The organism is Dokdonella ginsengisoli (assembly GCF_042652785.1).
GTDB classification, from domain to species: Bacteria; Pseudomonadota; Gammaproteobacteria; order Xanthomonadales; family Rhodanobacteraceae; genus Dokdonella_A; species Dokdonella_A ginsengisoli.
The window spans coordinates 213,744-238,474 of record NZ_JBHSHD010000008.1 but is presented as its reverse complement, the minus strand read 5'-3'; the positions used below and the strand labels follow the sequence as shown (position 1 = coordinate 238,474).

The 24,731-nt window shown below is 73.4% G+C and carries 15 protein-coding genes; 11 read left to right on the top strand and 4 right to left on the bottom strand.

Going from position 1 to position 24,731, the window contains the following annotated elements; translation table 11 throughout:
- Positions 1 to 117: 117 nt before the first annotated feature.
- The 4 genes from ACFO6Q_RS11385 to ACFO6Q_RS11370 all read left to right on the top strand — a co-directional run bounded on the left by ACFO6Q_RS11385 (position 118) and on the right by ACFO6Q_RS11370 (position 6,370).
- Positions 118 to 2,175 carry an amidohydrolase gene (locus tag ACFO6Q_RS11385; RefSeq protein WP_380021082.1) on the top strand — a complete coding sequence of 686 codons (2,058 nt, stop codon included), beginning with the start codon at positions 118 to 120 and terminating at the stop codon, positions 2,173 to 2,175.
- A gap of 137 nt (positions 2,176 to 2,312) precedes the next feature.
- Complete coding sequence (locus tag ACFO6Q_RS11380) at positions 2,313 to 4,622, top strand: choice-of-anchor Q domain-containing protein (protein WP_380021080.1); 2,310 nt, start codon at positions 2,313 to 2,315, stop codon at positions 4,620 to 4,622.
- Between the two features lie 141 nt (positions 4,623 to 4,763).
- Positions 4,764 to 5,204, top strand: a complete 441-nt coding sequence (locus ACFO6Q_RS11375; protein ID WP_380021079.1) for a YybH family protein — start codon at positions 4,764 to 4,766, stop codon at positions 5,202 to 5,204.
- Positions 5,205 to 5,386: 182 nt separating this feature from the next.
- Complete coding sequence (locus ACFO6Q_RS11370; protein ID WP_380021077.1) at positions 5,387 to 6,370, top strand: beta propeller repeat protein; 984 nt, start codon at positions 5,387 to 5,389, stop codon at positions 6,368 to 6,370.
- Between the two features lie 267 nt (positions 6,371 to 6,637).
- Here ACFO6Q_RS11370 and ACFO6Q_RS11365 read toward each other — a convergent pair whose 3' ends face one another.
- The gene (locus ACFO6Q_RS11365) at positions 6,638 to 8,992 is read right to left on the bottom strand and encodes a winged helix-turn-helix domain-containing protein (protein ID WP_380021075.1); all 2,355 of its coding nucleotides are present in this window, start codon (positions 8,990 to 8,992) and stop codon (positions 6,638 to 6,640) included.
- A gap of 104 nt (positions 8,993 to 9,096) precedes the next feature.
- Entirely contained in the window at positions 9,097 to 11,235 is a 2,139-nt protein-coding gene (locus ACFO6Q_RS11360) for a WD40/YVTN/BNR-like repeat-containing protein (RefSeq protein ID WP_380021073.1), read from the bottom strand.
- 144 nt (positions 11,236 to 11,379) lie between these two features.
- On the opposite strand from ACFO6Q_RS11360, the gene ACFO6Q_RS11355 reads away from it, so the two are divergent.
- Genes ACFO6Q_RS11355 through ACFO6Q_RS11345 form a run of 3 tightly spaced genes read left to right on the top strand, consistent with a single transcriptional unit; the run spans position 11,380 to position 12,820 of the window.
- Entirely contained in the window at positions 11,380 to 12,015 is a 636-nt protein-coding gene (locus ACFO6Q_RS11355; RefSeq protein WP_380021071.1) for a uracil-DNA glycosylase family protein, read from the top strand.
- Positions 12,012 to 12,410 (top strand): DUF488 domain-containing protein, encoded by a 399-nt coding sequence (locus tag ACFO6Q_RS11350; RefSeq protein WP_380021069.1) that lies wholly within the window; start codon positions 12,012 to 12,014, stop codon positions 12,408 to 12,410. Before ACFO6Q_RS11355 ends, ACFO6Q_RS11350 begins: the two co-directional genes overlap by 4 nt.
- Positions 12,407 to 12,820 (top strand): hypothetical protein, encoded by a 414-nt coding sequence (locus ACFO6Q_RS11345; RefSeq protein ID WP_380021067.1) that lies wholly within the window; start codon positions 12,407 to 12,409, stop codon positions 12,818 to 12,820. Before ACFO6Q_RS11350 ends, ACFO6Q_RS11345 begins: the two co-directional genes overlap by 4 nt.
- Here ACFO6Q_RS11345 and ACFO6Q_RS11340 read toward each other — a convergent pair.
- The gene (locus ACFO6Q_RS11340) at positions 12,817 to 13,614 is read right to left on the bottom strand and encodes a DUF4377 domain-containing protein (protein ID WP_380021065.1); all 798 of its coding nucleotides are present in this window, start codon (positions 13,612 to 13,614) and stop codon (positions 12,817 to 12,819) included. The genes ACFO6Q_RS11345 and ACFO6Q_RS11340 overlap by 4 nt on opposite strands.
- 280 nt (positions 13,615 to 13,894) lie before the next feature.
- Between ACFO6Q_RS11340 and ACFO6Q_RS11335 the strand changes: the two genes are divergently transcribed.
- The 4 genes from ACFO6Q_RS11335 to ACFO6Q_RS11320 all read left to right on the top strand — a co-directional run bounded on the left by ACFO6Q_RS11335 (position 13,895) and on the right by ACFO6Q_RS11320 (position 22,677).
- Positions 13,895 to 17,173 (top strand): CHAT domain-containing tetratricopeptide repeat protein, encoded by a 3,279-nt coding sequence (locus ACFO6Q_RS11335; protein WP_380021063.1) that lies wholly within the window; start codon positions 13,895 to 13,897, stop codon positions 17,171 to 17,173.
- Positions 17,170 to 17,769, top strand: coding sequence for an RNA polymerase sigma factor (locus ACFO6Q_RS11330; protein ID WP_380021061.1), 600 nt, complete (start codon positions 17,170 to 17,172; stop codon positions 17,767 to 17,769). The genes ACFO6Q_RS11335 and ACFO6Q_RS11330 overlap by 4 nt, the downstream gene beginning before the upstream one ends.
- A 58-nt stretch (positions 17,770 to 17,827) precedes the next feature.
- Complete coding sequence (locus tag ACFO6Q_RS11325; protein ID WP_380021059.1) at positions 17,828 to 18,601, top strand: hypothetical protein; 774 nt, start codon at positions 17,828 to 17,830, stop codon at positions 18,599 to 18,601.
- Between the two features lie 98 nt (positions 18,602 to 18,699).
- Complete coding sequence (locus ACFO6Q_RS11320; RefSeq protein ID WP_380021057.1) at positions 18,700 to 22,677, top strand: Ig-like domain-containing protein; 3,978 nt, start codon at positions 18,700 to 18,702, stop codon at positions 22,675 to 22,677.
- An 85-nt stretch (positions 22,678 to 22,762) separates the two neighbouring features.
- On the opposite strand, the gene ACFO6Q_RS11315 is transcribed toward ACFO6Q_RS11320, so the two are convergent.
- Positions 22,763 to 24,619 carry a choice-of-anchor Q domain-containing protein gene (locus tag ACFO6Q_RS11315; RefSeq protein WP_380021055.1) on the bottom strand — a complete coding sequence of 619 codons (1,857 nt, stop codon included), beginning with the start codon at positions 24,617 to 24,619 and terminating at the stop codon, positions 22,763 to 22,765.
- Between the last annotated feature and the right edge of the window lie 112 nt (positions 24,620 to 24,731).

The following is a 24,731-nucleotide window of genomic DNA, read 5'->3' as shown; positions in this document are numbered from 1 at the left end:
CGGGTGCGACAGGGGCCGACTGCGCAAATTGCGCAGGTTTTTCGACGGTTGATTTCACCGTGACTTCACCGGGCGGCCGCGTAGATTTTTCGCGGGTTCAACGCCAGGAGCATGGACATGGAAACGCGTTCCGTCGTTCAGCAGTCCGCAGTCCCCGCCGCACTCCTCTCCACCCTGTTCGCCCTCGCCGGCTGCGCCGCGCAGAAGACGCCGCCGCCCGAGCGCGCGCAGGCCTTTCCCGGCATCGCGCGCCTGGTCCTGCTCAACGCCAACGTCATCACCCTGGACGAGGCGCAGCCGGTCGCCGAGGCGATCGCCATCGACGCCCGCGGCAAGATCATCAAGGTCGGCAACACCTTCGAGGTCCTGCGCCTGGCCACGCGCACGACGCAGCGCGTCGACGCCACCGGCTGGACCATCCTGCCCGGCTTCATCGATCCGCACTCGCACATGGCCGGCTACGCGATGTTCACCGACATCGACCACTGGCTCGACGTCTCCAGCATCAACATCTACTTCAAGCCGTCGCCGGGCGCGCCCGGCTGCGTCACGCCGACCGATCCGCAGCGCTGCTTCATTCCGGTGCAGAACCAGAGCGACGTCGTCGCGCGCCTGCGCGCCGCCGTGGCCAAGGCGCTGCTGAACACACCGCCGACGCCGGTGCTCGCGTTCAACTACGACCCCTCGCGCCTGGGCCACGATCCGAGCTGCGTGAGCAAGCCCAGGAGCCTGTCGTTCGAATGCACCACGTTCGAGAACGGCAACGCGCTGGCCCAGCTCGACGCGATCACCACCGACGTGCCGATCTACATCACCAGCGAATCGGGGCACATCTCCTACGTCAACACGCCGGCGCTGGCGGCCCTCAACATCTGCGGCACCAAAGGCTCGACCAGCGACGGCAACTGCCACAAGCCGATCATGAACATCAACGTGGAGACCGCGCTGGCGAACATGGGCCAGCTCGACGAGGACCTCTCGCTGTACGCGACCGGCGTGTTCCAGGGGCAGGTGCTCAAGGCCAACCCCGGCCTCGGCGCCAAGCTGCTGCAGAACGGCGCGGAGATCTACGCGCAGCACGGCTACACGCTGGCGCAGGAGGGCGCGGCCGGGCTCGGCGAGTTCGGGCTCTACGCGGAGGCGACGGCCGGCTGCCAGCGGCCCGACTGCGCGTTCCCGCTGTCGGCGGCGATGATCGCCTACGACAACAGCAGTTCCGATTTCGCCAAGACCATCGCCATGGGCGAGGCTGGCAGGGCGGCGTTCCGCGACAGCCAATTGGTGTCGGTGCAGGCGCTGAAGTCGTTCGCCGACGGCTCGCTGCAGGGCTACACCGGCTATCTGAAGTCGCCGTACACGAACGTGTTTCCGCCGTTCACCCTGGGCGGCCTGTTCGCGCAGCCCTACGTCGGACTGCCCGACGTGCCGCAGTCGGAACTGGCGCTGCGCCTGCGCGCGGCGCACGCGGCCGGCTATCCGATGATCATCCACCAGATCGGCGACGCGGCGATCAGCGATGCGGTCAACGCGGTGGTGGCGACGCGCGACGCGCCGCCGCCGCCGGGCAAGCGCGACACGATGCTGCACGTGGCGATGATCTCGGGCCAGGATCTGGACCAGCTCAAGTCGGTCGGCACGACCGCGGTCAGCGTGATGTCGAGCAACGTGTACTTCTACGGCCTGCCCGAATGCCAGATGGTGCTCGACCCGCAGCGCATCCTCAACGTCTATCCGGCGCGCTCGGTGCTCGATCGCGGCCTGCCGATGACCCTGCACAGCGACAGTCCGGTGGAGCCGCCCTATCCGCTGTTCGAGATCTGGGTCGCGGCGACGCGCAACGTGCAGCAGCCGTCGTGGTATCCGAACCACAATCCGTCCGACTGCCCGGCGGTGTTCGCCAACAGCCCGAAGGTGCCGGGCGACGAGCGCATCGGCATTCTCGACGGCATCAAGGCCTTCACCACCAGCGCCGCGATGCAGTACGGCTTCACCGACCGCGGCGCGATCAAGGAAAGCTACATCGGCGACCTGGTGCTGCTGTCGGACAATCCGCTCGACCCGAAGGTGATCGCCAACCCCGACCTGCTCAAGACGATCCGCACGATGGGCACGGTCAGCTACGGGCAGTACTTCCCCAACCGGACGGCGAGCATGCCGCCGGTGTGGCCGCAGTGACGCGGCGGTCGTCCGCAGCGACCCGCTCGGGGTAACCCGCGCCGTGCGCGCGGCGCCACGCCCGTCCTCGCTGCCGGGCGTGGCCCCTCGCGCCGCGACGTTCCGTGGACAGGGACAGGTCCCGAACGGATACGTCGATGCGCCTGTCCCGATTCCTCCCTGCCGTCCTCGTCCTGGCCTGGCTGCCGTGCCGGGCCGGGCTGATCGAAGTCACCACGCCGCAGGACCAGTTCGGCGAGGACGAAGAGCACTGCTCGCTGCGCGAAGCGGTGCAGGCGGCGCGCACCGACACCGCCTTCGGCGGCTGCCCGGCCGGCACCGCCACCGACGCGATCACCGTCGGCAGCAATCTGCTCGGCTACAAGCTCACGCGCGAGGGCGCGGGCGAGGACGCCAACGCCACCGGCGACCTCGACGTCACCGGCAGCGGCACCATCGCGATCATCGGGCTGGGCGCCGCCCGCAGCGTCATCAGCGGCAACGGCATCGACCGCATCTTCCACGTCGACATGACCGCGGGCAGCACCTTCATCCTCAGCAACCTGACCCTCAGCCGCGGCGACGCCGGCGCCGACGTGGGCGGCGCGGTCTACGCGCGCCGCGGCCGCGTGCGCATCGCGCAGAGCCACCTGACGCGCAACGCGGCGCAGCGCGGCGGCGCGATCTACGTGTATTCCGGCGCCGAGGAAGTGAGCGTCACGCGCAGCTCGATCACGCGCAACCGCGCCGTCCAGCTCGGCGGCGGCCTGTCGAGCGTGGGCGCGTTCTCGCTGGAGAGCACCACGGTGGCCGAGAACGTCGCCCCGGAGGCCGGCGGCATCCATTCGCAGGGCACGTCCGCGCGGCTGAAGAACGTCACCGTCGCGTTCAATTCCGCCAACCAGCGTGGCGGCGCGGTGTTCGGCGACGGCGAGGCCAGCATCGACAACTCGATCTTCGCCGACAACGCGGTGATCGCCGGCGGCGCGCGCGCCTCGGCCGACCTGTACTGCACGCGCGTGCGCTCGCTCGGCTACAACCTGTACCAGCGCAAGGGCTGTCCGTTCTCGCCGGCGCCGCCGTCGGACCAGCAGGCCGATCCGCGGCTGGGCACGCTGGTCGATGCCGGCGGCGGCGTGCCGGTCAACCTGCTGCTGCCCGGCAGCCCGGCGGTCGACAGCGGTGCGCCGGGCGACTACGACGGCGAGGGCGCGCACTGCACCTCGACCGACCAGCGCGGCCTGGGCCGCTCCAACGGCTGCGACCGCGGCGCCTACGAGCAGCGCTACACCTTCACGGTGAACAGCACCGCCGACGCGCCCGACGCCAACGTCGGCAACGGCACCTGCCTGAGCACGCTCGGCGGCTGCACCCTGCGCGCCGCCCTGCAGGAAGCCTCGGCCAGCAACACGCTCGCCGTGATCCGCGTACCGCCGGGCGTGTACGACGTGAACATTCCCGGACGCGACGAGGACGAAGGCGCGAGGGGCGATCTCGACATCCAGGGCCTGGAGCGGGCGCCGCGCGTGCTGGTCGGCCACGGGCCGGACCAGTCGATCATCCACGCGCGCAGCGGCGACCGCGTGTTCGGCACGCCGAGCGGTTCGCTCACCCAGGTGCCGATCGGGCTGTTCGGCCTGCGCATCAGCGGCGGCACGGCGCAGGAGTCGCAGGAGAGCTGGTCGGATCGCGGCGGCGGCCTGCTGCTGTTCCCGCGCGGGCATACCACCCTCGACAACGTCTGGTTCGACGGCAACGCGGCCGACGGCGACGGCGGCGGCCTGTACCTCATTTCCGACGGCGGCACCGTGCGCATCACGCGCAGCGCGTTCACGCGCAACACGGCCGGCGGCGGAGGCGGCGGCGCCTTCCTGGCCCAGGGCGATCCGCTGGTCGTGCGCGACTCGCTGTTCGCCGACAACCGCGCCGGCGACTTCGGCGGCGGCCTGGCCACGTCCAATTCGCGCGACGTCGAGATCGCCTACTCGACCTTCACCGCCAACCGCACCGACCGCAGCGCCGGCGGCGGCGTCGCGGTGGACCGCAATGCAGTGCTGTCGGCGATCCTCTCGTCGGGCAACCGCGACACCGGCACCGACAACTCCAGCCCCGACTGCGCCGTGGTCGGCTCCGGCGCGGCCGTCTCCAAGGGCTACAACGTGATCGCCGACGCGCCGTCGTGCCCGCTTTCCGGCGACCTCACCGGCAACCTGGTCGGCGTGGCGGCGCCGATGTCGCGCGTGGCGCTGCTCGGCCGGCCGATGCCGTGGAGCGCGCCGCAGCCGGGCAATCCCGCGGTCGACCACGCGCCGCTGTGCCTGACCGCCAGCGGCCTGGTCGAGGTGCTCGACCAGTTCGGCGCCGCGCGTCCCGGCGAGGACGACGACGCCTGCACCAGCGGCGCGATCGAGGGTGCTTCCGATCTCGTCTTCGCCGACGGCGCCGACTCGGACTATCCGGGCGAGTGAGGCGGCGACGGACCGCGCACGTCCCGTTAAGAAACGCGCTCCGCCGGCCGTGTGTCGGGTATCTTCACCGCGAAAAGGCTGGGCCGCCCCGCGACCGGACGGCGCGCCGCGGCCCGCGACACACGATCTGCAGGAGTCCCCGTGACCGAGCGCGACGATCCCTTCCCGAACACCCTGGACGCCTACGCCGGCGCGGTCCGTCGCAAGGACGTCGAGGCGTTCCTGGCGCTGTACGCCGACGACGTGCTGCTGTTCGACCTGTGGGGCACGTGGAGCGTGCGCGGCATCGACGCCTGGCGCGCGGCGGTGAGCGAATGGTTTTCCTCGCTCGGCGACGAATATGTCGTCGTGCGCGCCGAGCAGCCCGCCTCGACGGTCTGCGGCGATCTCGCCGTCGGCCACGCCATCCTCACCTACACCGCGTTCGCCGCCGACGGTCGCGAGCTGCGCTCGCTCGACAACCGCCTCACCATGGCCCTGCGCTGTCTCGACGGCGGCTGGAAGATCGTCCACGAGCACACCTCCGCGCCGCTCGACCACGCTTCGGCGAAGGCGATGCTCCAACGCCCGCCCGGCGCCTGAAGACGGCGCGGCCGCGCCCGCCGCGTGCGCCGTCAGGCCGCGTAAGCACTTCGTAAGGACTTCGTGATGGCCTGCGGCGATGCCCGCGTGCTGTCATCGGGATCGCCGCGACGTTCTCCGGCGCCGGTGCGTCTTCGCCCGGCTCGCGTCGCCTTTCCCCGGAACGAAACCAAGGGCACACCATGTTCGCAGTCGCTACACCGCTCCTCGCCGCGGCGCTCGTCGCCGGCCACGCCGCACCGGCCGACGACTGGGTCCTCGCCAGCGGCACCGAGACCTGCTCGGTCACCTCGCTGGATTTCCCCGACGGTCCGCGCGGCTTCGCCGCCGGCGCGTTCAACTGCGGCCTGCTGACCGAGGACGGCGGCTACACCTGGAACCCGGTGCGCGTCGTGCCCGACCAGGGCCAGAGCCTGCTGTGGGCGCACGCGGTCAGCGAGGATGAGCTGTACGCGGCGCGCCGCGGCCTCTACCGCAGCACCGACCGCGGCCAGACCTGGGCCCAGGTCGGCCCGTGGGGCAGCGAGACGCAGGGCAGCGTGTTCGACGTGCATTTCTTCGACGCGACGAACTACGTCGCGATCAAGGGCGGCCAGATCTGGAGCAGCGCCGACGCCGGCGAGAACTGGACCCTGAGCTATCCCGGCGAATTCAACATCAACTTCCACGAGCTGCAGTTCCCCAGCGCCGAGGTCGGCTACGCCACCGGCGGCGTGATCCGCGAGGGCGAGGGCCTGGGCACCGTGCTGCGCAGCGACGACGGCGGCGCCAGCTGGACCCTGCTGACCTTCCCGCACGGCAAGATCAACGCCGCCCGCTTCGTCGACGTCGACCACGGCATGGTTTCCACGCAAGGCACGGACGGCTTCGGCCTGTACGTCACCGCCGACGGCGCGCAGACCTGGCAGGCGCTGCCATCGACGCCGCCGGGCCTGGTCAACCAGCTCCGGTACCGCGACGCGCAGCACTGGTACGCGACCACGTTCGAAGGCTGCATCTACGAAAGCCGCGACGGCGGCCAGAACTGGCAGGAAGGCTTCTGCGATCCGCAGGGCCGCGCGCTCGCCTCGCTGAGCCTGCGCGGCGGCGCCGCAGTCGCCGCCGGCAACGACGGCCTGGTGATCTACGAGAACCGCCTGTTCCGCAACGGCTTCGAGACGCCCTGATCACTCGGCGCAACGGTTTCGTCCGACACCGGCTGCTCGCATCGGACAGGAGACCGCCTCTCCCGCTTGCGGGAGAGGCCGACGCGCGCAGCGCGGCGGGTGAGGGAAACGTGCGGCGTCGTGCCAGGAGTTCCCTCATCCGGCGCTGCGCGCCACCTTCTCCCCGGGGGAGAAGGGAGGCGTGGGCATCCATTGGAAGGCGCGATGGACTCCCGCTTCCGCGCGAGTGACGGCGGTTGAGAGCGGAATGACCGCGATGCGCCGCCCTCAATCCGCCTTCGCCGGCGGAAGCATGACGTCGATGCCTTCCAATCCCGCCAGCGCGCCGCGGCGCAGTTCGTCGATGCGCGCCTGCGCGCGTTCGCGCACGGCCGCTTCGCCGCGCCGCGCCGACCATTGCGCGTACAGGCGCAGCACTTCGACGTCGTTGCTGGCGAGCAGGTCGTCGCGGCGCTGCGCGATCTTCGCGATCGCCTCGGAGTCGGTCGCCAGCGCGACGTGCAGCGCGAAGCGGCGCAGCTCGTTGCCCTGGCCGTCGTCGCGGTCGGGGTCGGCCGATTCTTCTTCCAGGTGCGCGGTCGCGGCGGCGACGTCGCCGCGCGCGGCGGCGGCGACCGCGTCGACGAGGCGGCGCACGTGCTTGTACGAAGCGCCGTCGCCGGCCGCGGCGAGGCGTGCCTGGATCGCCGGCAGCGCCTCGCGTTCGACGACGAAGGCGGCCAGCGCCTCGTACTGCGACACCAGCGCGTCGAGCGAAGGATCCTCGCGCGGATTGACCAGCGGCCGCACCGCGCGGTACGTCGCCAGCGCCGACTTCGCGTCGCCGCCGGCGCGCTGGCAGCGTGCGCGCGCCGCCAGCGAGACCGCCTTCCAGTACGCGTTCGGCTGCGGCTCGAGTTCGACGATGAGCGAGTCGGCGACGGCGCAGGCTTCGGCGTAGCGTCCGGTTTCCGACAGCACCCAGGCCAGTTCCACGCCGGCGAGCGCCTCGACGTCGAGCAGCGTGCGCTGGCGTGCGCGCTGCCAGGCGCGCGCCAGCGGCGGCAGTGCGGCGAACGGCCGTTCCTGCCAGCTGAGCATGCGGCCGATGCGATAGGTCTCGCTGATCGCCATGCGCTCGTCGCCGATCGCCTCGGCCGCGGCCAGCGCGGCGCGCGCGGCGGCTTCCTGCGCGGGATAGTCGCGGCGCACCTCGGCGATCTGTTCCTCGGCGTAGTGCAGGAGCGGCGCGCGCTGGCGCAGCGCGTGCCGCTCGATCAGCTCGCGTCCGCGCTGCAGGTTCTCGGCCGCCAGTTGCGGCTGCTGCAGGATCGCGTGCGCGCGCGCGGCGAGCAGGGCCAGGCGCGCCTGCGCGTCCGGATCGCCGCCGCGTCCGGCCGGCTCGCGCGCCTGCTCGAGCAGGGCCAGCGCGGCGCTGCGGTCGCCGCGGCGAAACTCGTTCTCGGCCAGGTCGATCAGCGCCGCGGCCTCCATCGCCGGCAGCTGGCGCCGGCGCGCCTCGTCCACCAGTGCGCGGAACGTGGCCTCGCTGGCGGCCAGGTCGCGCGTGTTCGCCTGTGCCTCGCCCAGGCGCAGGCGCGCCGGCAGGAAGTCGGGCGCGTTCTGCACGCACAGCGCGAAATACGTCTTGGCGCTTTCCCAGTCGCCGTGGGTGGCCAGGTCCACGCCGCGCGCGAAGGTCTGCGCCAGATACGCATCGCCGCCGAGGCTGCGCTCGGTGGCAGGGTCGGTCTTCGCCTCGCGCTTGAGCAGGCGCAGGATGCGCGGCACCGCGTCGACGCCGAGCGTGGCCGGCTGCGCCGCGGTCAGCACGATCTCGCCGCTGTGCGCAGCGTCGCCGCCGTCCACGCGCAGGTCCAGTTCGTAGAGTTCGTCGCTGAGCCGGCGCAGGCGGCCTTCGACCAGGATCGCCGCGCCGGTCGTGTAGCGCAGGCGCTCGGCCTGCGAGCGGCCGGGGATCGGCAGGTAGTCCCAGGCCTTGGCCACCTGCAGGGTGTCGCCGACGTCGACCGCGCCGCTCTCGCCGAGCAGGCTGCCGATCAGGCCGGGCAGGCCGCTGCGCGTCCAGTCCAGCGCCGCCTCACCGGTCGCGTTCTCGATCGGCAGCATCGCCAGCCGCGGCAGCGCCGACGGTGCCGGCTCGCGCGGGCGCAGCGCGAACAGCGCAATCGCCGCCGCGGCCAGCACGGCGGCGGCGAGCAGCGCCCAGCGTCCGCGCCGGCGCGGCGCCGGCAGCGCCGGTCCGGCGACGATTTCGGCAGGTGCGGGCGCGGCATCCTCGACCGCCGCCGGCCACACCGTCTCGGTCGGCGCCACCCACTGCAGGCCGCGGCCGTAGACGGTGCGGATCATCGCCTGGCGGTCGCCGTCGTCGTCGAGCGCGCGGCGCGCCTTGTGCACGAGCTGGCTCAGCGCCGCGTCGGTGACCGGGCGGCGTCCCCACAGCGCGGCGGTCAGCGTCTGCTTGTCCAGCGCGCGCTCGCGGTTGCGCAGCAGCAGCAGGATCAGATCGAAGACTTTCGCCTCGAGATCGAGCGCGTCGCTGCCGCGCAGCAGCCGGCGTTCGGCGGGCACGATCGTGTAGTCGCCGCAGCGGTAGGCGGCGGGTTCCTGCTGTTCCATCCTCGCTCCAAGCGCCGAACGCCGAGCGCCGAGCAGCGCAGTGTACCCGCTGCCCGGAAGCGGCCGCATGCGGCGGCCGCGGCGAGGGGAGGCGCCGGGCCGCTTCAGTCGAAGCCGTCGGCGAAGATCGTCTCCTCGCCCGGCGCCCCGATCGCGTGGCTGCCGCGGCCGCTGGCCAGCAGCAGGCGCGGCGCCGCGCCGCCGTCGAAGGCGAGTTCGCGCGCGATGCCGGCGCGCTCCAGCCCGGCGTCGAACGGCGCGAACGTGGCGCCCGCGTCGGCCGAGCGCGCCACGCGCGTGGCGCCTTCCTGCGCGACGTAGAGCACCGCGCCGTCGCCCGGATCGCAGGCGACGTCGACCACGGTGGCGCCCTGCCAGCCGGTCGGCGTCCATGTCGCGCCGGCGTCGTCGCTGCGCAGCAGGCTGCTGGTCGACCAGTCGTCGCCGACGGCGAGGAACAGCGTGTCCGGCGCGCCGGCCTGCGCGCACAGCCGCGGCGGGCGGTGGAAGGTGGCCGTCTCCAGCGCGATGGTCCAGGTCGCGCCGCCGTCGGTCGAGCGCAGCACGCCGCCCTGTTCGGGCGTCTCGCGGCCGTTGTACGGCGCGATCGCGATTTCGTCGCTGCCGTCCTCGACGATCTCGACGTCGCCGACGAACAGCCCGCCGCTGACTGCGTGCTTGGTCCAGCTGGTGCCGGCGTCGATCGAGCGCCAGACGGTGCCGTCGGTGCCGGCGACGCCGAAGTCGCCGCCGCCGAGCAGGATCAGGTCCGGATCGTTCGCACCGAAGCGCAGGCTGGCAAGGTCCGATTCGTAGTGCTCGCCCTGGTCCGGGCCGAGCGCGGTCCATTGGCCGTCGGCCTCGCGCCGGTACAGGCCTTCCGGTGCGACGTAGGACGGACCGCTGGAAATCGCGTAGAGCACGCCGGCCGGCGAGTAGCCGACCCGGCTGTAGCGCGTCGGCGGCACCGCCTCGAGCGTCCAGCTGGCGCCGCCGTCGGCCGAGCTGAACACGCCGCCGCTGTTGTTGCCCTGGAACGCGACCGCGAGCTGCAGCGGATCGAGCGGGTTGGCCGCGATCGAGTACAGGCCGAGTTCGGAAATGCCCTGCGAGGCGCCGTCGAACGTGGCGCCGCCGTCGTGCGAGAGGAACACGCCGAGCGAATTGGCGCCGGCCAGCAGCTGTTGCGAGCTGCCCGGCGCGAAGCGCACCGACTGCATCGCCAGCGAGCCGGTCGCGCCGATGCCGGTTTCCCAGCTGGCGCCGCCGTCGCGCGTGCGGTTCAGTCCGGCGCCGTCGGTGGCGACCACGATGGTCTGCGCGTCGTCCGGATCGACCGCGATGGCGGTGGCGATCAGCAGCGGCCAGCCGGCGTGCAGCGGCGTCCAGTTCTGGCCGAGATCGTCGGAGCCGTACAGGCCGAAATCCTGCGCGCCGAACAGCATGCCGCCGCCGGCCAGCAGCCGCGCGCCGCTCCAGGCGACCGCGTTCAGCGGCGTGCCGGGCAGGCCGGCGCTGCGGTTCTGCCAGCTGGCGCCGCCGTCCTCGCTGAGCCAGACCTCGCCGCCGCTGAAGTCGCCGCGGAACGCCGCCGCGACCTGCAGCGGATCGGCCGGATTCACCGCCACGCCGACGCCGTTCGCCGGCGCGGCCAGCGGCGGCGTGCGGTCCTGCCACGTCGCGCCGCCGTCGTCCGAGCGCATCAGGTTCACCGCCTGCTGGCCCCAGGCCGCGCTGACGCCGATCCACAGCACGTCCGGGTCGGCCGGGTCCAGCGCGATGTCGAGCACGACGTCGTTGAGCGGATCGATGCCGAGGTCGCGCTGCGTCCAGCTCGTTCCGCCGTCCTGGCTGCTCCACACGCCGTCCTGGGTCGCCGCGTGTGCGTGGCCCTGCGGATCGAAGACGAGCGCGAACACGCTGCGGCCGGCGAGGTCGTCGACCGCGTTCCAGCTCGCGCCGCCATCGGCGGAGCGGTAGAGGCTGCCGCCGAACGATGCCAGCGGCGCGGTGCCGGCGAGCAGCACGCCCGGCTGCGTCGGCGAGGCGGCCACGTCGGTGACGTCGCCGCCGGGCGGCCCCAGCGGCTGCCAGGCCGGGCCGGCGAGCGGCGCCGCGACGGCCGGCGGCGCGAGGCCGGCCGGCATCGGCGGCCGTGCGTCGCCGGCGTCGAGGCCGGGCGCGGCGAGCGCCGTGCAGGTGAACACGGATGCGAACGGAACGGCGAGGCGGCGGAGGGTCATCGCAAGTCTCCCGGTGACGGCGGCCGTGCAGCGTCGGCCTTGCGCGGCGGCGGCGTCATTCGCCGGGCATTTGCAATCCGTGCGGTTTCCGTGAGGGCGGCGCGCGAGTGAGAAGCGCATCGCACCGCCGCGTAGAATGGGCGCATGCCACCGCCTCGTCGCACCGGTTCCGCGGCGACACCCCGCCAGCGCGATCTGCGCGGCCTGCTCGCCGCGATCCGCGCCTGCCAGGCCTGCGCCGCCGAGCTGCCGCTGGGGCCGCGCCCGGTGGTGCAGGCCGGCGCCGGCGCGCGCCTGCTGATCGTCGGCCAGGCACCCGGCGCGCGCGTGCACGCCAGCGGCGTGCCGTGGGACGACGCCAGCGGCGCACGCCTGCGCGACTGGCTCGGCCTCGAACCGGCGCAGTTCTACGATCCGGCGCAGGTCGCGATCGTGCCGATGGGGTTCTGCTACCCCGGTCGCGGCCGCGGCGGCGACCTGCCGCCGCGGCGCGAATGCGCGGCGTTGTGGCAGGACGACCTGCTCGCGCGGCTGCCGCGCATCGGACTCACGCTGCTGATCGGGCGCTACGCCCAGCAGCACCATCTCGGTGCGGCGCGCAAGGCCAGCCTCGCCGCGACGGTCGCCGCCTGGGCCGAGTACGCGCCGCGCCATTTCCCGCTGCCGCATCCCTCGCCGCGCAACACCGCCTGGCTGCAGCGGCATCCGTGGTTCGAGCGCGAACTGCTGCCGCAGCTGCGCGAGCGCGTGCGCGAAGCACTCGCCGGAGGCCGCCGGTGAGCGCCGCGAAGCCCGCCGCCGACGTCGCGCTGCGGCGCGCCTACGACGCCCCCGGCGCGGACGACGGCCATCGCGTGCTGGTCGACCGCTTCTGGCCGCGCGGACGCAGCAGGGAGGTGTTGCAGCTCGACGAGTGGGCGCGCGAACTCGCGCCGAGCGCCGCGCTGATCCGCTGGTTCGGCCACGCGCCGGAACGCTGGGCCGAATTCCGCACGCGCTATCTCGACGAGCTGGCCGCGCCGGAGCCGCGCGAGCGCCTGCACGCGCTGCTCGCCGCCGCCGGTCCGCGGCGGCTCACCCTCGTCTACGGCGCGAAGAGCGATACGCAGAACCAGGCCGTCGTCCTGCGCGAAGCCTTGCTCGCGGCGGCGCGCCGCAACCGGAGAACCGCATGAAGAAGATCACCGCCGCTGCAGCGCTCGCGCTGGCCCTGACGGCGTGCTCGCCGTCGCCGCAACCGTCCGCTGCCCCCGCAACGCCCGCGGCGAAGCCCGTGCCGGCGGCGGCGCCGGCCTTCGTCGACCGCGACTGGCGCGTGGAGTCTTCCACGGCGGTCGCGCCTGGAACGCGCTACCGTTTCGGTGCCGACGGCAGCCTGCGCATCGAGTCGCCCGGCTCGCCGCCGGCGCTGGGCCGCTGGACCTACGACGGCGGCAAGCTGGTGATGATCGAGGACGGCATCGCGTACCCGACCGACATCCTCGCGCTCGACGCGAAGCGCTTCGCGATCCGCAGCCACAATCCCGGCGAGCCGGTCGACATCGCGATGGTCGACGCCGGCGCGCCGGAGCGCGACGCGCGCTAGGGGCGCACGATCTCCGATTCGATCACGGTGTCGAGCACGTAGGCCTGCGCGGGCGCGTCGGCCGGCGGGTGGGCGATCGCGTAGCGCTTCACGCGCAGCACGTTGCGCACGCCGGCCTCGTGCGTGTAGCCCTCGATGTCCTGGTACAGCAGCTGCCATTCGCCCGGCGCGCCGGCGGCCAGGCCGTTGGCGTCGTAGCGGCGCTCGCGCACCTTGAGGCAGCGCTTGTCGCGGATCAGCGGATGCGCGCACGGCTGCGTCTGCGCGTCGATCTCCAGGAACATCGTCTCGCCGGCGCTGCCGTAGCGCGTTTCGGCGGTCGGCACGCCGCCGAAGTCGAGGACGTCGCCGCCGTCCGTGGTCAGGCGCAGGCGCGGCGCCTCGCCGGTTTCCACGCTCAGGCGCGGAGCGCCCTGCAGGCGGCTGCGGATCGCCTCGTCCAGGCCGGACAGCGCCGGATCGGCGCAGGCCATCAGGGTCTGCATCATCTGCCCGGGACGCAGGCGGCCGCCGTCGATGCGGTAGTCGCCGCCGATGCGGTTGCAGGCGTTGGAGACGCCGAGCCGGCCGTCGCGGAAATCCAGCTGCAGCGGCCGCTGCGGCCGCGCGAACAGCGCATCGATGCGCTTGCCGTCGCGATCGACGGCGCCCTGCAGGTTCCAGTGGTAGGCCGACAGCGTCTTGTCGTCGACGCTCGCGGCGGCTCGCGTCACGGGTGGGGTACCGGCTTCGGGTTTCGGCGTCGCGGCGGAACAGGACGCCAGGATCGGCAACAGCAGCAGGGCGTAGCGCATCGCGGTTCTCCTTGTGAAGGGGCCTGCAACGCGCGCGCGGCGGTGCCGGGGTTGCGCTGCGACCGGCGGGGATGGGTTCCCGATCCGTCCAGGAATGCCGGCCGCAGTGTAACCCCGCCGGGTGTCATCGGCCGGCGATGACGGAGCCGCGGCGGGCTGTGAGAAGATGCCGGCGCGATGCGATCGACGGCCTCGGCGCCGCCTGCGTTCGTTTCGCCAGCGCTTTCTCGCAACCGGCTTCCGCCGTCCGGCGGCGGCCGACCTATCGAAGATGCGGCCCATGCCAAGCGCGCAGCGCCGGACGAGAACGGGGATCGCGTCGAACGCGCGCAGCCGCGGCCGCAGCGCAATCGCCGGCCTGCTCGTCGCGCTTCTCGCCGGCTTCGCCGTTCCTGCCGCGCGCGCCGCCGACACGGCGGCGCTGCGGCCGGGTGCCAGCCATGCCGTCCGGCTGGCGCCGGGCGAACACGCGAGCTACCGCATCAGCCTGCCGCGCGGACGTTCGGCGCTGCTGTCGATCCGCCAGCAGGACGGCATGCTGCATCTGCGCGCGCGCGCAGGCGACGCGGACGACTCGCCGCTGTTGCAGACCCAGGCCGGCCGCGCGGCGATGCTGCGCGTGTACCTGGTCGCCGAAGCGGCGTCGAGCTGGGACGTCGACGTCGCGGCCGCCAAACCGGAGCGCGCGGTGAGCTTCACCGTCGAACTCGGCGCCGAACACGCCACCCGCGCCGGCGACCGCGACGGCGCGAAAGCCGAACGCTTCTACGCCGAAGCCGAAGCCCTGCGCCGCGCCGCCGGCGGCGTCGAAGGCGGTCGCGGCAGCGGCGACGTCGACGTCGCGCGCCGGCGCTACCGCGAAGCCGCTTCGCTGTGGACACATCTGGGCGACGCCTGCGCGGCGCTGCGCGCCGGCAGCGGCCTGGCCCGCCTCGAACTGGCGCAGGCGCGCTATCCGCAGGCGCAGGCCGCCGCGGAACGCGCGCTCGCGCACGGCTGCGACGCCACCGATCCCGCGTTCGACGCCGAGCGCGCCGTCGCGCGGCGCACCCTGGCGGCCGCACTCGGCTACCAGGGCGAGTTCGAAACCTCGGCCGAACAGAGCGAGCGTGCGCTCGCCCTGTACCGCCGCACCGGCGACCGTCGATTCGAGGGCGTGGCGCTCGGCAATCTCAGCGCGGTCTACCGCTCGCTCGGCGAAACGCACAAGGCCCTGCAGGCGGCGGCGGATGCGCTGCGCATCGCGCAGGAGACCGGCGACGCGCAGGGCGTCGAATTCAGCCGCAGCAATCTCGCCAGCTCGCATCTGGCGCGCGGCGAGTTCGGCAGCGCGCTGGCGGTGTACCGGCAGACGCTCGACGAGTTGCGCGCCACGCCGTATCCGCTAGCCGAAGGACTGGCGTGGAACGAACTGGGCAGCCTGTACCAGCGCCTGGGCGAACGCGGCGATGCGCGCGCCGCCTGGACACGCGCGCACGCGGTGTGGTCGAGCAGCGGCAACCGCTCCGGCGCGGCCGAGACCTGGATCGCGCAGGGCGGCGCCGCGCTGGACGAAGGCGATACGGCGAGCGCCGAAGCCGCTTTCGCGCAGGCCGCGCAGATCGCGCGCGCCGACGGCCTGCGCAGCCTGGAGGCGCACGCGCTGTGTGGGCTCGGCCGCGTCGCCGCCGCGGCGAACGACGGGCCAACCGCGCGCGCGCGTCTGCGCGAGTCGCTGGCGCTGGCCACCGTGCTGCGCGAAACGGCCGCGATCGTCGCCGCCGAGCAGGCGCTGGGCGATCTCGATCTGCGCGAACGGAACTGGGCCTCGGCGCGCGCGCACTACGGCCGCGCACTGAGCCAGGCGCGGCGCGGCGGCGATGCCAGTGCGGAAGCGGCGGCCGGCGCCAGCCTGGCGCGGGTCGACGCGGCGACCGGAAAGCCGGCCGCGGCGCAGGCGTCGATCGAACGCGCGCTGGCCATCGTCGAATCGCAGCGCGCGGCGATCGCCGACCCCGGCCTGCGCACCGCGTTCTTCGCTTCGCAGCACGAGTACTACGCGCTGGCTATCGACGTCGAGATGGCGCTCGAACGCCGCACGCCGCGCAAGGGTCACGCCGAGCGCGCGCTGGAAATCGCCGAGCGCGCCCGCGCGCGTTCGCTGCTCGACCTGCTGGCCGAACGCTCGATCGGCATCGAGCGCGAAGTGGACCCGGCCCTGCTCGCGCAGGAGCGCGAAGCTGCCGATCGCCAGCGCCGCCTCGCCTGGCGCCTGGCGCGCACGCCGCAGGCGCAGGCCGGCGGCCTGCGCGACGAGGTCGCCGCCGCGCTGCGCGATCTCGACACCGCGCGCGGCCGCCTGCGCGCGGCCAGTCCGCGCTACGCGGCCATTGCGCATCCGGCGCCGCTGCGCGTCGACCGCGCACGCGCCGACCTGCTCGGCGCGGACGAGGCGATCTTCGAATTCTGGCTCGGCCAGACGCAAAGCTACCTGTGGGTGCTGCGGGCGGACGGGCTCGAATCCTACGAACTGCCTCCGCGCGCGCAGATCGCCGGATCGGTGCGGGCGCTGCTCGACGGCGTGACCACGACGCGGCGCGTGGATGCGGGCGTTCCGCTCGAACGCCGCGCTGCGCTCGACGCCGAGAGCGAGGCGGCGGTACGCCGGCTCGCATCGGCGCTGGCGCAGCAGGTGTTCCCGCCGGCGCTGCGCGCGCGCTGGCCGCGCCAGGCGGCGATCGTCGCCGACGCCGAACTGCAGGGTGTTCCGTTCGCGCTGTTGGCCGACGAACTGGTCGACGGCGAACGGCCGGCGCCGGTGCTGCTGCCGTCGATCGCCGCGCTGCGCAGCCTGCGCGAGCTGCCGGAACGGCATTCCGCGGGCGCCGGCGCGGCGATCCTCGCCGATCCGGTATTCGCGCCGGACGATCCGCGCCTGCAGCCGCGCCGCGACGCCTCCGTGCGGCGGCCGGCCGAGGCGCGCGATGCCGCCATCGCCGGGCTGCCGCGTCTGCTCGCCTCGCGCGCGGAGGCGCAGGCGATCGCCGCGCTCGCATCCTCCGAACGCTCCTGGCTGGCGCTGGATTTCGCCGCCAGCCGCGAGGCGGCGATGCGCGCGGACTGGTCCGCGTACGCGTTCGCGCATTTCGCCACGCATGCGGTGCTCGATGCGCGCCATCCGCAGCTGTCGGGCATCGTGCTGTCGCTGTACGACGAAGCCGGGCGCGCACAGGACGGCTTCCTGCGCGTGGACGATCTCTACGCACTGCGCATGCCGGTCGAGCTGGTCACGCTCGGCGCCTGCGATTCGGCGCAGGGCGCCGATCTGCCCGGCGAGGGCGTGCTCAGCCTCGCGCGGGCGTTCTTCTACGCCGGCACGCGCCGCGTCGTGGCCAACCTGTGGAGCGTCGACGACCGCGCCAGTGCTGCGTTCATGCACGCCTTCTACCGTCATCTTCTGCAGGGCGGACTGCGGCCGCCGCAGGCGCTGGCACGCGCGCAGGAACAGTTGCGGCAGAATCCGCGCTTCGCATCGGCGTACTACTGGAGCGGCTTCGTGCTGCAGGGCGATTGGCGATGATCTCTCCGGTCGACGCACCCGCGGCGGCGACGGCTGATGCCGCGGCGCTGGCGGCCCTGCTGCAGCGCCTGCAGCGCGACGGCGAGCCCGGCGCGGCCTACGAGACGCTGCGCCGGCGCCTGCTGCGCTTCTTCCGCCTGCACGCGCCGGCGCAGGCCGAGGAACTCGCCGACATCGCCCTGGATCGCCTCGCGCGCCGCCTCGACGAAGGCGTGGAGGTCGCGCGGGTCGCTTCCTACGTGCTCGGCATCGCGCGCCTGGTCGCACTCGAGGCGCGCGCGAAGGAACGGCGGCATCAGCACGCCGAGGACGGCGACGACTGGCCGGCCGAAGACGAGGCGTCCGTGCAGGAACGTGCGCAGGACGAGCGCGACGCGGCGGCCTTGTCGGCCTGCCTGGAAGAAGCCGGCGCGCAGGCGCGCGAACTGATCCTGGACTACTACGGCGCCGACGGCGGCGAACGCATCCGCGTGCGCCAGCGCCTGGCGAGCCGGCTCGGCGTCTCGCTCAACGCGCTGCGCAACCGTGCGCTGCGCCTGCGCGAGCGGCTGGAAGCCTGCCTGCGCGAACGCCTGCGGCGCGAGGCGGCGCCGTGATGAAAGCGCGAACGGACACACAGCCAGGGATACCGGCCCGAACGGCACGACGACTGCGATGAGCGAACCCGGCGACGAGACCTTGCGTGCATGGCTGCTGCACCGGTTGCCGGACGAGGCGTCGGCGGCGCTGGAGGAGCGCCTGCTGCTCGACGAGGCGTTCGGCGTGCGCCTGCGCGCGGTCGAGACCGATCTGTTCGACGACTACGCGCGCGGCCTTCTCGACCCGGCGCAGCGCGCGGCGGTCGAACGCTGGCTGCTGGCGACGCCGGCCGATCGTGAGCGCCTGCGCGCCGAGCGCGCGCTGTCCGCGGCGGCTTCGGCACGCCCTGCGTCGCCGACCGCCGCGCCGGCCCGGCGAATGCGCCGCCGGCGGACCGCCTGGCTCGGCTTCGCCTCGGCGGCCGCGCTGCTGCTCGCACTGTGCCTGCCGCTGCGCCAGTCCGGTGTGCAGCGACCGGCGGCGCCGTCGATCGCGGCGGTGCAGACGATCACCTTGCTGGCCGATCTTTCGCGCAGCGCGGGCGATGCGACGGGCATCGCGGTGCGCCTTCCCGCCGCGAACGCCGCCGTCCGCCTGCAAGCGGAAACGGCTTCGGTCGAACCGGCGTCGCCCGCGACGCCGGCGCGCTATGTCCTGCGCATCCGCGCGCCGGCGCGCGACGTGTTCGAGGCTCATGGTCTCGTCGCGCGCACCGAGGGCGCGTACCGCTTCGTCGAGGCGACGCTGCCGCCGGCGACCCTGGCCGCCGGCGACTATCGCGTCTCGCTCGCCGCCGAAGGCGACGGCGCTGCGGCGCAGGAATGGACCCTGCACGTGCGCGCGGAATGAGCGGGGCCGGCGTCCGGCCGGCTCGCGTGATGTTTCCGGTTCCGCGCTCACTCCCCTGAAAGAGCGGCCGTCGCGGCCGCATCGCCAAGGGGGTCGTCATGTTCGTTTCACGCGCTCGCGCGAGCGTCTCGCGCTGGATCGCGCTCGCCGCGCTGCTGGTCTGCAGCGGCGCGTTCGCCGCGCCGGAGAAGACCGTCGCCCTGCCGGGGCACGTGCTGCCGGCACTGGCCGCGGCGCAGCGCCTGCAGGAGAAGAGCGGCGCGGACCCGCAGGCGCTGCGCCTGACGGTGATCCTGCGCCGTGACGACGAAGCCGGCTTCGCAAGCTACCTGGCCGAGGTCTACGACCCGGCGTCGGCGCAGTTCCGCCGCTTCCTCCCGCCGGCCGCGGTGTCGGACCGCTACGGGCCGAGCGCCGACGGCTACGCCGCCGTGCGCGGCTGGTTCGCCGCGCACGGCTTCCGCATCGCCGCCGATTCCGCCAACCGCATGACGCTGGACGTGGAAGCGCCGCGCGCGACCGTCGCCGCGTCATTGGGCATCGGCATCGACGACTACGTGCTGGACGGCCGCCGCTTCCACGCCAACGACGGCGAACCGAACCTGCCGCCGGCGATCGCCGCCCGCGTGCACGCGGTGCAGGGCCTGAGCGATCTGGCACGGCCGCAGTCGCAGCGCGAGATCCACATCCTCGTGTTCTCGACGGTGTGCATGCTGACCGCGCTGGCCGACTGGGATTTCCTCGTCGCCCAGCAGGGCAGCGCCGCGGCGCAGGCCGCGTACCTGCGCGCGCTGGCCAAGTGCATCAACCAGAACGGCACCGCGGCCGGCTACGGCAAGCTGATCGGCGTCGATCCGCCGCCGCCGGCCTGGCAGGGCGTCGACGGCACCGGCCAGCGCATCGGCCTGCTCGAATACGACCACTACACGAGCAGCGACGTCGCCGACTACATCCGCCTGATCGGCCTGCCGGACGCGCAGATCGACAAGGTCCAGTCGGTCGCCGTCGGCGGCGGCACCGTGCCGGGAGCCAACCAGGACGAAGTGCTGCTCGACCTCGCCGACGTGCTGTCGGTCGCCTCCGGTGCGCAGATCGGCGTCTACCACACGCCGTTCAGCGGCGGGGCGAGCTTCCAGGCGATGTTCAACGCGATGATTGACGACCAGGTCGACGTCATCAGCAACAGCTGGGCGTACTGCGAGGACCAGACCAGCGCCGCCGACGTGCAGAGCATCGATGCGATCCTGCAGGCCGCGGCCGCCTCGGGCATTTCCGTGTTCTCCGGCAGCGGCGACACCGGCAGCACCTGCCTGGACGGCGCCGCCGCCACCGCCGCCGTGCCGGCCAGCGCGCCGCACCTGACCGCGGTCGGCGGCACCTCGCTGACGCTCGGCCCCGGCTACACCTACGCCAGCGAAACCTGGTGGGACGGCAGCGGCGCGGTGCCGCCGACCGGGCAGGGCGGCTTCGGCAGCAGCCGGTTCTTTCCGCGCCCGGCCTACCAGGACGGCCTGCACGCCGGCGCGATGCGCTCGCTGCCCGACGTCGCCGCCAACGCCGATCCGGCCCGCGGCGTGCTGATCTGCGCCGCCGCGCTCGGCGGCTGTCCCACCGGCGGCCTCTACGGCGGCACCAGCAGCTCGACGCCGCTGTGGGCCGCATTCACCGCGCTGCTGAACCAGGCGCAGGGCGAGAATTTCGGCTGGCTCAATCCTGCGCTGTACCCGCTGGCCGGCACCGACGCGTTCCACACCGCCGCCTCGATGGGCAGCGATTTCGCGCACGTGGGCCTGGGTTCGCCCAATCTCGCGCGCCTGCACCAGCGCCTGACCGCGCAGACGCCCGGCGCGGTCGACGCGGCGGTGTCCGAAGCGCATGCGTATCGCGAGGACGGCTTCACCTATCCGGCCGACCTCGGCCTGCCGCTGCCGGTGCCCGCCGACGGCAGCACGCCGGCATGGATCGTGGTGCGCGCGGCGGACGCGAACGGCAACCTGATCGGCGGCGCGACGGTCACCCTGTCCGCGCCCGGCAGCCACGCCTCGGTGACGCCGGCCAGCGCGACCACCGCGGCCGGCACCGGCAGCGCGGTGTTCACGCTGACCGACGCCAGCGTCGAGGATCTGGTCTTCACCGTTCGCGTCGCCGGCACCGCGCTGGCGCAGACGCCGCGGCTGAGCTTCGTCACGCCGCGCGCGGCGGGCGCGTCGATCCTGGCGTTCCCGACCAGCGTGGCCGCCGACGGCATCGCCACGACCTCGATCACGGTGACCTTGCACGACGCGCAGGACCGCCCCACGCCGGGCAAGCGCGTCGAGCTCGCGCACGACGGCCGCGCCGTGGTCACCGCGCCGGCGCCGGCCGTCACCGACGCCGACGGGCGCATCGTGTTCACCGCGACGGACGCGTTCGAGGAAAGCGTCACCTTCACCGCGGTCGACGTCAGCGACGGCAACCTGCCGGTGCCCGGCAGCGCGATCGTGAGCTTCAGCGGCAGCGCCGCGGGTTCGTGCGTGACGCCGCCGGTCGCGCTCGGCGACGAGGTGATCGCGCCGTACCTCAACGGCTTTGCCGCCTATCCGTTCTTCTACGGCAACACCAACTTCGGCTGCGTCGGCGCCACCAACCCGGCGTTCGACGCGGCCGGCAACGCCTACGTCGGGCACCTGCCGACCGGCGACTTCTACCGCTTCGCCGCGGAAGGCGGTTCCGCCGGCACGCGCCTGTCCAATCTCGGCCCGACGCTCGGCACGCCGGTGTTCGACACCCACGGCCGCCTGTACGCCACGCACGCCGTCACCACCGGCGATTTCCGCACCGGCGACATCGTCGAGATCGATCCGAACACCGGCGCGCAGCTGCGCGTGCTCGCCTCGAACCTAACCTGCCCGCACAGCATCGCGTTCGATCCTCTCAGCGGCGACCTGTTCTTCGACGACAACTGCACCGGCGCCGGTTCGGACGATCCTTCGCTGTTCCGCCTGACCGATCCGTCCGGCGCCGATCCCGATCGCCCGACCGAGGTGACCGTCTACGCGACCCTGCCGGGCACGCCGAACGGGGTGCTCTCGTTCGCGCCGGACGGCACGCTCTACGTCGCCACCGTGTACAACCCCTGCGAGCAGTCGCCGGTGATGCGCGTCAGCGCCACCGACGGTCCCTCGCCGCCGACCGTCGAGGCGGTGCCGGGCGTGACCTCGTGCTACTGGCTGCGCGTCGGTGCGACCGATGCGAACGGCGCCGCGCAGTCGCTGCTGACCTACAACCTCGACGCGACCGGCTTCTTCCTCAACCGGGTCGAGATCGCCACGCCGGCCGTGCAGACGCCGCTGGCGCGCAACCTCGGCAGCGGCACGATCGGCAACGACGGCTGCCTCTACAGCAGCGCGCCGGATGTCGTGTACAAGCTGACGCCGGCCTCGGGCGTGTGCGATTTCGCCGCCACCAATCCTTCGCCGGCACTGGCGCTGACGCCGCGGACGACCACGCCCAATCCGCGGCAGGGCGACACGCGCACCCTGACCGCGACGTTCTCGAACCTGGTCGTGCCGCCGGATACGCCGGTGTCGGTGCGCGTGACCGGCGCGAACCCGCGCGCGGCGCTGGTGCGCAGCGATGCGAACGGCGTCGCGCAGTTCGCCTACCAGGGCGTTTCCGCCGGCGCCGACGTGATCGTCGCCAGCGCGACGGTCGGCGGGCTGACCTTGACGTCCAACCCGGCGCGCCTGAACTGGGACAGCGGGCCGCATGCGAGCTTCCTCGCCTTCGTCGGCGCCACCGGTGCGCACGCCGGAACCACGGCGCTGGTGCAGGCGAGCCTGACCGACATCGCGCAGACGCCGCAGGCCGCGGTGGCCGGCGCGAGCGTGCACTTCGAGGTGAACGGCGTGTCCTGCGAGGCGACGACCGCCGCGAACGGCGTGGCCGGCTGTCCGCTGCCCGCGCCGCCGCCGGGTGTGTACACGCTGACGGCGAGCTACGCCGGCGATTCCGCGCACCTGGCGGCCACCGCCTCGACACTGTTTGCGGTGCCGGCCGACGACGTCGATCGCATCTTCGCCGACGGCTTCGACTGACTCGAAGGCGGCCCTGGAAGCATCGCCGCGGCGGCGATGCTTCCAGGCGCCGCAATCACGATCGTGCCGGCCGGCGCGGTGCGTTCTATTCGGCGGCGTCGAAGCCGTCGGCGAAGATCGTGTCGTCCGGCGCCGCCGCCTGCTGCTCGAACGCGCCGATGTCCGCCGCCGCGCCGACCTCGCGCGGGAAGCCGTCGCCGCGCTGGTCGAACACCAGGCCGACGGCGTTGTTGCCGGCGTCCAGCGCCGGGCTGCCCTTGCCGAGCGCATGCGTCGGCGTGGCGCCGCCGTTGTCGGCCAGCGGCAGCAGCAGCGGATCGCCGGTCAGGGTGTCGGCCGGCATCGCCGCCGGCAGGCCGGGCGCGTTGGGGATCAGGTTGTTGGCGCCGCTGACGGTGTCCGGGTAGGCCCACACGTTGTTGGCGTCGGTGCCGGTGGTGTTGCCGGCGACGATGCTGCTCTGCAGGTCGATCTCGTAGGCGTATTCGCTGCCGCTGATGCCGGCGCCGCGTTCGCTGGCCTGGTTGAAGGCAATGGTGCTGTTGCTGAACTGCGCGCGGCCGCCGTCGAGCATGAAGCCGCCGCCCTCGTTGCCGACGTTGCCCGAGACCGTGCTGTCGATCACCGTGGACGTGCCGGGCGCGTATTCGCCGAACAGGATGCCGATGCCGCCGCCGTTCGCCCCGGCGGTGTTGCCGCTGACCGTGCTGCTGGAGAGCTGGATCGTGCAGCTGAAGCAGAGCACGCCGCCGCCGCCTTCGTTGGTGCCGCCCTGGTTGCCGGCGAAGTTGTCGGTGATCAGGCTTGCGTCGATCGTCAGGTAGCCCTGGCTCGGGCCGATCAGGCCGCCGCCGGCCGAGTCGGCATGGTTGCCGCTGATCGTGCTCTGCACGATCTCGGCGCTGGCCGCGTCGAACACGCGCAGGCCGCCGGCGCCGCCGTAGGAGCCGGCCGAGCCGACGGTGTTGTTGCTGACCACCGTCTGGCGCAGCCGCGTGATGCCGACCGCGGCGATGCCGCCGCCCTGCGGGGCGCACACCGGGCAGCCGGACACCACCGTGTTGCCGCTGACTTCGCTGCCGAGCAGGTCGAGCGAGCCGGCGGCGTTGTCCGGATCCGAGCCGACCGCAAGGCCGCCGCCGAACACCTCGTAGGTGTCGGACTGGGCGGTGTTGCCGCTGATCGTGCTGTCGACCAGCTCGGCGTCGACGAGCACGTGGATCGCGCCGCCCTCGGCGATGTTCTGGAACGCGTTGCCGCCGGCGACCTCGTGGCTGTAGGCGCGGTTGTTGCTGAAGCGGCTGCCGCTGGCGTGCAGCGAGCCGCCGACGGCGAGGCCGCCGCCGCGCACGCGCAGGTTGCCGTCGACAGTGTTGTCGAGGAAGTCGGTGTTGGTCAGCGTCGCATCGACGGCCGCGCTGGCGCCGCCGCCGGCGACGCCGGCGGTGTCCGGCGTGCCGGCAGCGCAGGCGGACACGGTCACGCCGTCCAGGACCAGGTTGCCGGCGCTGCGCACGCAGCCGCCGCCCTCCAGGCCGAAGCCGTGCGTCACGCTCAGGCCCGACAGGCTCAGGGTGCCGGTGCCGGCGTGGTCGAACACGCGGTCCGCGTCGCCGCCGCTGATCGTCAGCTGCTTGCGGCCGGGGCCGGTCAGGCTCAGGTCGGCCACGCCGATGCCGATCGCGCCGCTGCTCAGCGTGATGGTGTCGCAGCCCAGGCCGGAGAGATCGACCGTGTCGCCGTCGGCGGCGGCGGCGACCGTGTCGCGCAGGCTGCCGGGGCCGGCGTCGTCGCAGTTGCCGACCTGCAGGCTGCCGCGCTCGGCGGCGGGGCGGACGCTGGCGTGGCCGGCCGGCATCAGCAGGGCGGCGGCGAGGCAGGCGGCGAGCGGGCTCAGCCGCAGGGCGCGGCGGCGAAGGGAGGAGAGGGCGGAATGGGACATGCGGGACTCCGGGGGATCGATCGGTCGGCCGCCGCGCGTGGCGGCCGTGACTGCGACAGGCTGGCAGGCGCGGGCCGGCGGCTCCATGCCGCCGCTGTTCGGCTTTCGTTCG